Source organism: Phytoactinopolyspora endophytica (assembly GCF_004138495.1).
GTDB classification, from domain to species: Bacteria; Actinomycetota; Actinomycetes; order Jiangellales; family Jiangellaceae; genus Phytoactinopolyspora; species Phytoactinopolyspora endophytica.
On sequence record NZ_ML142872.1, the window covers coordinates 106,784 to 117,041 of the forward strand.

The following is a 10,258-nucleotide window of genomic DNA, read 5'->3' on the forward strand; positions in this document are numbered from 1 at the left end:
GCTCGGGGCCTGATGCGGGCGCGGTCATCGTCGCTGAGCCGCGTTCACCGCTCACCTCGACGCTCCGTCTTCACCTGGCCACCAGTCACCTTCCGATCGCGGATATCGTGCAGACGCGCGTCCTGCTGGAGTCTTGGGCGGTTCGGGAGGCGAGTGGAAAGGCGAACGACGGCGCCCTCGACGGGGCCGAGCGCCTGCTGGACGCCATGGACGATCCCACCCTAGGGCCGGAGCAGTTCCACCTCCTCGACGCGGAGTTCCATGTCACGTTGTCCGCACTCGCGGGCAACATGCTCGTGTCCACTGTGATGGCGGCGCTGCGGGAAGCGATCCACGGCTATGTCATGGCTGCGGTTCCCGAACTGCCCGACTGGGGAGTGGCGGCCGCTCGGCTGCGGCGTGAGCATCGTGCGGTCTTGGGGGCGTTGCGCGAGGGTGACGGGGAGGCCGCCGCGTCCCTCGTGGCCGCGCATATCGAGAATTTCTACCGAGCGACACGATTGCGGTAACGGCATTCAGAACACGGTGACGTGTTCGGTCGGTGAGCTCGGAGAGCCAACAATGATAGATTTCACGGACGCATCATGAATCGTTTCATGACTCACGCCTCGTGCTGTCGGCTCCCGGACTGGAGGATCAACGTTGCTCGTGACCGACGTACGGTTTGAGCACCATCGAGAGACGCTTGGCATCGGTGAGAGCCGGCCACGCGTGTCGTGGAAAACCATGACCGATGCTCCCGGATGGCGTCAGGCGGCCTACGAAATACAGATGCAATGGGCACTCGACTCGCACCAGCCGTGGTCCAGCGGGCGGATCGAGTCGGATGAGTCCGTCCTGGTCCCTTGGCCCGCGACGTCCCTGGAATCCCGAGAACGACGGCACGTCAGGGTTCGCGTGTGGGGCGTCTCCGGCGCAGATCCTTCGCCGTGGAGTGACTGGTACGCCGTCGAGGCGGGCTTGTTGCGACCCGCGGATTGGACCGCGCAGCTGATCAGCCCCGGATGGGTCGAGGACTCCACCGTTGCGCAACCGGCCGTGCTGTTCCGGCATGACTTCGACATCACGTCCGGCGTCGAGTCCGCGCGGTTGTACGTGACCGCCCACGGCGTTTATGAGATGGAGATCAACGGTGCACCGGTCAGCGAAGACGTCCTCGCGCCCGGCTGGACGAGCTATCATCACCGGCTTCGGTATTACACCTACGACGTGACCGATCTGCTCCGCGACGGAGCGAACGCGATCGGTGGCCACGTGGGCGAGGGTTGGTATCGCGGTCGGCTGACCTGGGGCGAAGGCAAGCGCAACCTGTACGGAGACCGAGCCGGCCTGATCGCCCAGCTGGAGGTCCGACATGCCGACGGCCGGGTCACACTGGTAGGCACCGACGGCCGGTGGCAGTGCGCCCGCAGTCCAGTCGTCTCTTCGGAGATCTACGACGGCGAGGTCTACGACGCCCGGTTGGAACGGCACGGCTGGTCGTCCCCGGGCCACCTCGACGCCGACACCCACGCCGACACCGACACGTCGGCCTGGTCTTCGGTGAACGTGCTTCCGTTCGACGCGTCGACCTTGGTTGCGCCCACCGGCCCTGCAGTCCGGCGGACCCAGGAGCTCGAACCGGTGGAGATCTCCACGTCGCCCAGCGGCAAGATCCTCGTCGACTTCGGGCAGAACCTGGTGGGCTGGGTCCGGATCCGCGTCGAAGGAGAAGCCGGTCAGGAGATCACGATCCGGCATGCCGAGGTCTTGGACAACGGCGAGCTCGGAGTTCGTCCGTTGCGTAGTGCGAAGGCAACCGACCGATACATCCTGAACGACAGCGGACTCCAGGAGTGGGAGCCTCGCTTCACCTTCCACGGGTTCCGTTACGCCGAGATCGAGGGATGGCCGGGCCGGTTGGACCGCGCCGACGTACGCGCCGTGGTCTGTCACTCGGACATGGAGCGCACTGGATGGTTCGAGGCTTCGGAGCCCGAGCTGGAGAAGCTGCACGAGAACGTCGTGTGGAGCATGCGGGGCAACTTCGTCGACATCCCCACGGACTGCCCACAGCGTGATGAGCGGCTGGGTTGGACCGGGGACCTGCAGGTCTTCGCTCCGACCGGATCCTTCTTGTACGACTGCGTGGGAACGCTGACCTCTTGGCTGCGTGACTTGTCCTGCGAGCAGCTTGCGTCACCCGACCGGATGCCCTCCGTAGTGGTCCCGAACGTGGTCGACATGAGACTCGATGCGGCCGCTTGGGGCGACGCCACCGTGCTCGTGCCGTGGGTCCTGTACGAGCGGTTCGGTGACGTAGAGATTCTCCGAGCACAGTTCGAGAGCATGACGGCGTGGGTGGACGGTGTCGCGGCCAAGATCGGTGACCGGGGACTCTGGGACTGTGAATGGCAGCTAGGAGACTGGCTCGACCCGAGCGCTCCGCCGGACGACCCGGCTGCCGCTCAGACGGACACCGGCCTGGTGGCCACGGCGTATCTCGCCCGTTCCGCCGAGGTCGTTGGCCATGCCGCGAAACTCATCGGCGAGGAGGAAGCGAGCGCGCGTTACGCAGCGCTGGCCGACCGGGTGCGGGAGGCCTTCAACGACGAGTACGTCACGCCGACGGGCCGGATGGCCGCCGACACACAGACGGCCTTTGCGCTGGCCATGGAGTTCGGCCTGTTGGAGAAGCCCGAGCAACGGGAGCGCGCGGGCCGGCGGCTGGCCGATTTGGTGCACGACAACCATTACCGGATCGGTACCGGCTTCGTCGGTACGCCGCTCGTCGCTGACGCGCTGTGCTCGGCCGGAGAGACGCAGCTTGCGTATCGACTGCTGCTGGAGCGGTCGTGTCCATCGTTCCTGTATCCGGTGACGATGGGAGCGACGACGGTCTGGGAGCGCTGGGACAGCATGCTCCCGGACGGATCGATCAACCCGGGCGAGATGACATCGTTCAACCACTACGCGTTGGGGGCGGTGGCCGATTGGCTACATCGCACGGTCGCGGGCCTCGCCCCTGGTGCTCCCGGCTATCGGCATCTGACGGTACGCCCGCAACCGGGTGGCGGCCTGACATACGCCGGCGCGACGCACGAGACCCCTTACGGTCAAGCGCGCGTGGCCTGGCGGCAGGACGGCCACGTCTTCACCCTGGATGTCCTCGTGCCGCCCAGCTGCACGGCCACCGTGCACGTTCCGGGCGGCGACGAACCGATCGAGGTTCAGGCAGGCCGGCACGATTTTCGGGTCGAGCACCGGCCGGCCGGCTACCCACCGCAGCCACGGATCGTCCGTCCGCGGATCGAAGAGGGCTGAGGCCCTGCGAGATCACCGAATGATCGCGCTGGAATCGCGGACGATGAGCTCGGGCTCGAACCGTATCTGCTGGTGTTCATGGTCGGTATCGGACGTCTCTTCGTGGAGGAGCTCGGCTGCGGTTCGACCGAGCATCTGCCGGGGCTGACGGACTGAGGACAGCGGTACCGCGGCGGCCGCGGCGAAGTCGATGTCGTCATATCCCACGATGGCGATGTCCTGTGGGACGCGGACTCCGGCGTGGGTCAGTGCCTGCAGCACGCCCAGGGCGAGGAGGTCGTTGGCGCAGAAGATGGCGGTGGGGCGCTCGACCGGGGACATCATGGCGATCTTGTCTCCAGCGGAGCGTCCGGAGGCGACCGTAGGTGCAGTGGTGTCCACTACTTCCAGTTCGGCTGATTCGCCGGCGCTGACGGCACGTTCAGCACCCTCTCGTCGCTCGCGGATCTGGCGCAACGTCGATGGTCCGCCGAGGAAGGCGATCTTGCGGTGACCGCTCGCGACAAGGTGTGTCACTGCCTGTTCTCCCCCCGTGACATCGTTGACGGCTACGGAACACTCGACGGTGGACGACGCTTGCCGGTCGAAGAGGACGACCGGGATGCCGTGCTCTCGAAGCGTGACGATTCGCTCGGTCGTTTCTCCGATGGGGTTGATCAGCACGCCTTGCACGCGCATCTCGGCCAGCAGGTCGAGGTGTGCCGACTCCTTGACGAGGCTCTCGTCGCTGTTGCAGACGATCACGGCGAGCCCTTCCCGGTTCACCGTGTCCTCAACCCCGCGGGAGACGTCGGTGAAGAACGGGTTGCTGATGTCGAGGACGACCAGGCCGATGGTCCGGCTTCGGCCCTGCCGGAGCTGGCGCGCGTAGTCGTTCCGGACGAAGTTCAGCTCCTTGATCGCGGCCCTGACCCGTTCGCGGGTGGTGGGTGTCACGAGCTCGGGGCGGTTGAGGACGTTGGAGACGGTGCCGACTGACACGCCCGCGCGTGTGGCTACCTCCCGGATGTTCGGGGTCGAGCGTGCCATGCATATGCCTTCCGACTACCTGCCGGGCAGCGTTCCTCCGCTGCCTTCTGCGGCCGATGGTACGCGATGACCGGTGCATTCACCCTGACCGTCGTGCCGGCGTTACCTTGACAGTAAGAAGTGGCTACCGTAGCGTATGAAACGTTTCAGGACCCTCGTGAGCTGCGGCGGCGAGGCAGGACATCGGCGCTGTTGCCCCCGCGACAGAGTTAAGGAGCGTGCTGGATGACTGACAATGCGAAGGCTGCGTCGGCGGTCCGCCGTCTGGGAGTCGAGACGGCATCGTGGGCATACGCGAACTCGGGCACGAGGTTCAAGGTCTTCGGGCAGCCGGGTGTACCCCGCGACCCGTACGAGAAGATCGATGACGCCGCTGTTGTCCACCGGCTGACCGGTGCGGCCCCCACAGTGGCGCTCCATATTCCCTGGGACAAGGTCGACGATTACGACGGGCTGGCGAAGCACGCCGAGGCCCAGGGTGTGCGGATCGGTGCGATCAACTCGAACGTCTTCCAGGATGACGACTACAAGCTGGGAAGCGTTTGCCATCCGGACCCCGCGGTCCGGCGCAAGGCGACCGACCACCTCCTGGAATGCATCGACATCATGGATGCCACCGGGTCGGACACACTCAAGCTGTGGTTCGCCGACGGCACCAACTACCCCGGCCAGGACAGTATCCGAGCTCGGCAGGACCGGCTCGCGGAAGCGCTACGGGAGACGTACGGACGGCTCGGCGGTGAGCAACGCATGTTGTTGGAGTACAAGCTGTTCGAGCCGTCGTTCTACACGACCGATGTGCCGGACTGGGGCACGTCGTACGTGCACTGCACGGAACTTGGCCCGAAAGCCCAAGTGGTGATCGACACCGGGCACCATGCGCCGGGCACCAATATCGAGTTCATCGTGGCGTTCCTGCTGCGTGCCGGCAAGCTGGGTGGCTTCGACTTCAACTCCCGATTCTACGCCGACGACGACTTGATGGTCGGGGCGGCCGACCCGTTCCAGCTGTTCCGCATCATGCACGAGATCGTCGACGCGGATGTGCTGGCGCCGGAGGCTGGTATCGCCTTCATGCTCGACCAGTGCCACAACATCGAGCCGAAGATCCCGGCGATCATCCGCTCGGTCCTGAACGTGCAAGAGATGACCGCCAAGGCGCTCAAGGTTGACGCCGCCGCGTTGGCCGAAGCACAGCGGAACGGCGACGTGCTCGGCGCGAACCAGGTCTTCATGGATGCGTTCTACACGGACGTCCGGCCATGGCTGGCCCAGCTCCGCGAGGAGCAAGGGCTCGACCCGGACCCGGTTGGCGCCTACCACCGTTCCGGCTATGCCGAGAAGATCGCTGCCGACCGGGTCGGCGGTCAACAAGCAGGTTGGGGCGCCTGAACTTTGATACCACGGTGATTCGAGGGCGAGTGGAAGAAATTCTTCTCGCTCTCACGCGGTCGGCGGACGGCTCGAGTGGGTGATTGCGTATTCTGCCGCCGACCGAAGATCGCTCGAAGATCTTTCTTCCACCTCGCCCTCGAATCACCTCTCAGTTCAGGCGCACGGGATGATCGGATAGGACTTGGAAGGGAAAATGACCACTGCACAGGCAGAAGTTGCGGCGTTGATCGAGCGGAGCAACCGGCTAGGCTCCGATCCGCGCAATACCAACTACGCGGGCGGCAACACGTCGGCCAAGGGCAGCGAGACCGACCCGGTGACGGGCCAGGACGTCGAGCTGCTGTGGGTCAAGGGATCCGGTGGTGATCTCGGTACGCTCAAGGAGAAGGGGCTGGCCGTTCTCCGTCTGGACCGGATGCGGGCGCTCGTCGACGTCTACCCGGGCGTCGAGCGCGAGGACGAGATGGTGGCGGCGTTCGACTACTGCCTGCACGGCAAGGGCGGCGCGGCACCGTCCATCGACACCGCCATGCATGGGTTGGTCGACGTCGCGCACGTCGATCACCTGCACCCTGACTCTGGCATCGCGCTCGCCACGGCGGCTGACGGCGAAGCACTGACCAAGGAGTGCTTCGGCGACCGCGTGGTCTGGGTGCCGTGGCGGCGGCCGGGTTTCCAGCTCGGGCTGGACATCGCCGCGATCAAGGCGGCCAACCCGCAGGCCATCGGCTGCATCCTCGGTGGACATGGGATCACGGCCTGGGGCGAGACGAGCGAAGAATGTGAGGCGCGATCGCTGGAGATCATCCAGACAGCGGAGCGCTTCATCGCTGAGCGGGGGAAGGACGAGCCGTTCGGTGCCGTCGTCTCCGGGTATGGGGCTCTTCCGGCGGACGAGCGTCAGGTGCGAGCGGCTGTGCTCGCGCCGGTCATCCGGGGTCTTGCCTCAACCGACAAGCCACAGGTCGGTCACTTCAATGACTCCGCCGCGGTGTTGGAGTTCCTCTCCCGGGAGAAGCTGCAGCCGCTGGCCTCGCTGGGCACCTCCTGCCCGGATCATTTCCTGCGCACCAAGGTACGTCCATTGGTGCTGGATCTTCCCTCCTCTGCTCCGATCGACGAGGTCACAACCCGTCTCAAGGAGCTGCACGCCGCGTACCGCGAGGACTACCAGGCCTACTACGACCGGCACGCGACGCCGGACAGCCCGGCCATTCGGGGTGCCGACCCGGCGATCGTGCTGGTTCCCGGCGTCGGCATGTTCAGCTTCGGCAAGGACAAGCAGACGGCGCGGGTGGCCGGCGAGTTCTACGTCAACGCCATCAATGTGATGCGTGGCGCCGAGGCGATCTCCACGTACGCGCCCATCCCGGAGAGCGAGAAGTTCCGGATCGAGTACTGGGCGCTTGAAGAGGCGAAGCTTCAGCGGATGCCCAAGCCGAAGCCGCTGGCCACCCGGGTCGCACTGATCACCGGCGCTGGCTCCGGTATCGGCAAAGCGACTGCGCAACGGTTGGCTGCGGAGGGCGCGTGCGTCGTCATCGCGGATCTGAACAGCGATGCCGCCGCGGCGACCGCCGCCGAGATCGGCAGTGTCGACGTAGCAGTGCCGGTCACCGTGGACGTCACCGACGAGGCACAGATCACGGCGGCGTTCAATCAGGCGGTACTGGCGTTCGGCGGCGTGGACCTGGTGGTCAACAACGCGGGCCTGTCCGTCTCGAAGCCGTTGCTGGAGACCACGGTGAAGGACTGGGACCTTCAGCACGATGTGATGGCCAGGGGCTCGTTCCTGGTCTCCCGGGAAGCGGCGCGGGTCATGATGGACCAGGGTCTGGGTGGTGACATCATCTACATCTCCAGTAAGAACGGCGTCTTCGCCGGTCCGAACAACATCGCCTACGGCGCCACCAAGGCCGATCAAGCACACCAGGTCCGGTTGCTCGCGGCCGAGCTCGGTGAGCACGGCATCCGGGTCAACGGGATAAACCCGGACGGCGTGGTCCGAGGGTCGGGCATCTTCGCAGGTGGATGGGGTGCGAAGCGGGCCGCCGTGTACGGGGTCCCGGAGGAGGAACTCGGCGCGTTCTACGCCCAGCGCACTCTGCTCAAGCGAGAGGTGCTGCCGGAGAACGTCGCCAATGCCGTGTTCGCACTGACCGGCGGGGATCTCAGCCACACTACGGGACTGCACATCCCGGTCGACGCTGGCGTCGCGGCGGCATTCCTGCGCTGAGGTTCCAACGTCCGGCACACGGTGGCGCTCAGGTCCACGGTGTGCCGGACATCATGCACACGATGAGGTGATGGTGGATGAGTGAGATCTTCAGCGCTGCGGCCGTGGACATCGGCGCGTCGAGTGGGCGAGTCCTGGTCGGCCGCCTGGCCGCGGACCGGCTCGAGTTCGAGGTCGTCCACCGGTTCCGGAATGAGCCGATCCGCGATAGCGGCCGGTTGTATTGGGACTTTGACGCGCTGCGCCAGGGAATCATCGATGGGCTCGCCACGGCGCGCGCGGCCGAGTCCACGCTGGAGTCGGTGGGCATCGACACCTGGGCCGTGGATTACGGGCTGCTCGACGGTGACGGGAAGCTGCTCGGCAGGCCGGTGCATTACCGCGACCTCCGGACCGAGGGCATCATGGAGTCTGTGCGTGGCCGGCTCGGCGACGACCGGCTCTACGGCACGACCGGGTTGCAATACTTGCCGTTCAATACCGTGTACCAGCTGTTGGCCGAGGACAGGGCGTTGTTGTCCAAGGCCACGACGATGCTGCTCATGCCGGACCTTCTGACCCATGCGCTCACCGGGGCGGTAGGAGCCGAACGGACCAACGCGTCCACCACCCAGATGTACGACGTAGCGCGGGGCGAGTGGGCGACCGACCTGATCCACGAGCTGGGTCTGCCGACACGGATCCTGCCCGCGATCCACAACCCCGGAAAGATGGCCGGCGCTGTTCTGCCTGAGCTTCGGGACCGCATCGGCGACGACGGCAGGCTGCAGGTGCGGGCGGTCGCGTCGCACGACACTGCGTCGGCCGTGGCGGCGGTGCCCGCCGGCGACGAGCGCTTCGCCTACATCTCGTGCGGGACCTGGTCGCTCGTCGGGGTCGAGCTGGACACACCGGTTCTGACCGCGGACAGCGTGGCCGCGAACTTCACCAACGAGGTCGGCGTCGACGGGACCATCCGCTACCTGCGCAACGTCATGGGATTGTGGCCATTGCAGGAGTGCATGCGGACATGGCGGGCCGAGGGTGAGCAGATCCGTCTCGGCGAGCTTCTGGATGCGGCCGCGCGGGAACCGGCGTTGCGAAGCGTCATCGACGCCGAGTCGCCGGAACTGGTGCCGCCGGACGGCATGCCCGCCCGGATCCGCAAGCTCTGCGCTGACGCCGGTCAGCCGGTGCCCGAGTCCAAGCCGGCGCTCGTCCGGTGCATCGTGGACAGCCTGGCCGTCGGACATGCCCGTACGGTCCGCGACGCCGCACGGCTCTCCGGTCGGAAGGTGGAGGTCGTCCACCTCGTCGGCGGCGGGTCGCAGAACCGGCTTCTGGCTCAGCTGACCGCCGACGCCACCGGCCTGCCGGTCATAGCCGGCCCCACGGAGGCGACGGCCTTGGGTAACCTCCTGGTGCAGGCACGCGCCGCGGGCGTCGTCGACGGCCGCCCCGAAGCGCGGGCACTGGTCGCGGCCACCCAGCCGGTCGAACGCTTCGACCCGCGCTCCGACCTCGACTGGTCCCGCTGGCTCTGAGGCGTGCGAATGCTCGAGGCCCACGGCTCAACTGCGGGGCCAGCGGAAGCCGGCGACTGGTACTTCCATCTCGAACGGCTTGGTCAGATAGGCCGTCTCGCTGACTCCCCATGTGCCGGTCTCGGTATACACGGTCGCCCCATCAGCCAACGCGTACGCTGTCAGGCTGACCTCGGGACGAGTCTCCACCCGCCAGTACGCGGGTATACCGGCCGCTGCGTACTTGGCCGGCTTGAGGATCCGGTCGTTTGACACAGATCCGGTTGAAACCACCTCGACGACAAGGAAGACCTCGGCCGGGTCGAGGCGATTCTTGTCGTGAAGTTCATCCTCGGCACGGACGACGACGATGTCTGGGATGAGGTACGTGGGATGAATATCGATCCCGATAGGCCCGAGTGGCCAATAGCCGGGTGGCATCAGGTCGCTCAGTGCTTTGCGAACACCGTAAGAGACGACCTCATGCAGAGATCCGGGAGGCGGGGTCATGACAACGCCGCCATCCACGATCTCGACTCGCCACAGCGATTCGGGTAGGTCGAGGAGGTCGTCGAACGTCCACGGCTCGAGTCGCTCCAGTGGCATCTCGGGTGCTGCCATGTCCACCACCATATGCTGCCTCCTCTTTTGCTCACATAGTCGAGGTGTCCGATCATGATCACGAGTCTCCAAGATCCGACCACGACGGGCTACGGAGAAAGTCTGGTTGTGGATGAACTGCCGACTCAGGGCCACAACGCTGATGCCTGTGGATATCGTCCGGTGGGAATCA

General features: G+C 66.0%; 7 protein-coding genes. 5 read left to right on the forward strand and 2 right to left on the reverse strand.

Translation table 11 applies throughout. From position 1 onward, the window contains the following. Positions 1-509: FadR/GntR family transcriptional regulator (locus ELR45_RS31130; protein ID WP_205857622.1), on the forward strand; the 509-nt coding region annotated here is incomplete at its 5' end. Positions 510-648: 139 nt separating this feature from the next. Continuing rightward, positions 649-3,303: a family 78 glycoside hydrolase catalytic domain gene (locus ELR45_RS31135; protein WP_476704143.1), complete on the forward strand. Its 2,655-nt coding sequence runs from the start codon at positions 649-651 to the stop codon at positions 3,301-3,303. Between the two features lie 12 nt (positions 3,304-3,315). On the opposite strand, the gene ELR45_RS31140 is transcribed toward ELR45_RS31135, so the two are convergent. Next, positions 3,316-4,332: a LacI family DNA-binding transcriptional regulator gene (locus tag ELR45_RS31140; protein ID WP_129669748.1), complete on the reverse strand. Its 1,017-nt coding sequence runs from the start codon at positions 4,330-4,332 to the stop codon at positions 3,316-3,318. Positions 4,333-4,557: 225 nt separating this feature from the next. On the opposite strand from ELR45_RS31140, the gene rhaI reads away from it, so the two are divergent. The 3 genes from rhaI (at position 4,558) to ELR45_RS31155 (ending at position 9,486) form a co-directional block, all read left to right on the forward strand. After that, on the forward strand, positions 4,558-5,724 hold the full coding sequence (gene rhaI, locus ELR45_RS31145; protein WP_129669749.1) for an L-rhamnose isomerase: 1,167 nt from the start codon (positions 4,558-4,560) through the stop codon (positions 5,722-5,724). 196 nt (positions 5,725-5,920) lie between these two features. After that, the gene (locus tag ELR45_RS31150) at positions 5,921-7,963 is read left to right on the forward strand and encodes a bifunctional aldolase/short-chain dehydrogenase (protein WP_129669750.1); all 2,043 of its coding nucleotides are present in this window, start codon (positions 5,921-5,923) and stop codon (positions 7,961-7,963) included. Positions 7,964-8,040: 77 nt separating this feature from the next. After that, on the forward strand, positions 8,041-9,486 hold the full coding sequence (locus tag ELR45_RS31155) for a rhamnulokinase (protein ID WP_129669751.1): 1,446 nt from the start codon (positions 8,041-8,043) through the stop codon (positions 9,484-9,486). 27 nt (positions 9,487-9,513) lie between these two features. On the opposite strand, the gene ELR45_RS31160 is transcribed toward ELR45_RS31155, so the two are convergent. Then, positions 9,514-10,086, reverse strand: coding sequence for a Uma2 family endonuclease (locus ELR45_RS31160; protein WP_165368255.1), 573 nt, complete (start codon positions 10,084-10,086; stop codon positions 9,514-9,516). Positions 10,087-10,258 lie beyond the last annotated feature (172 nt).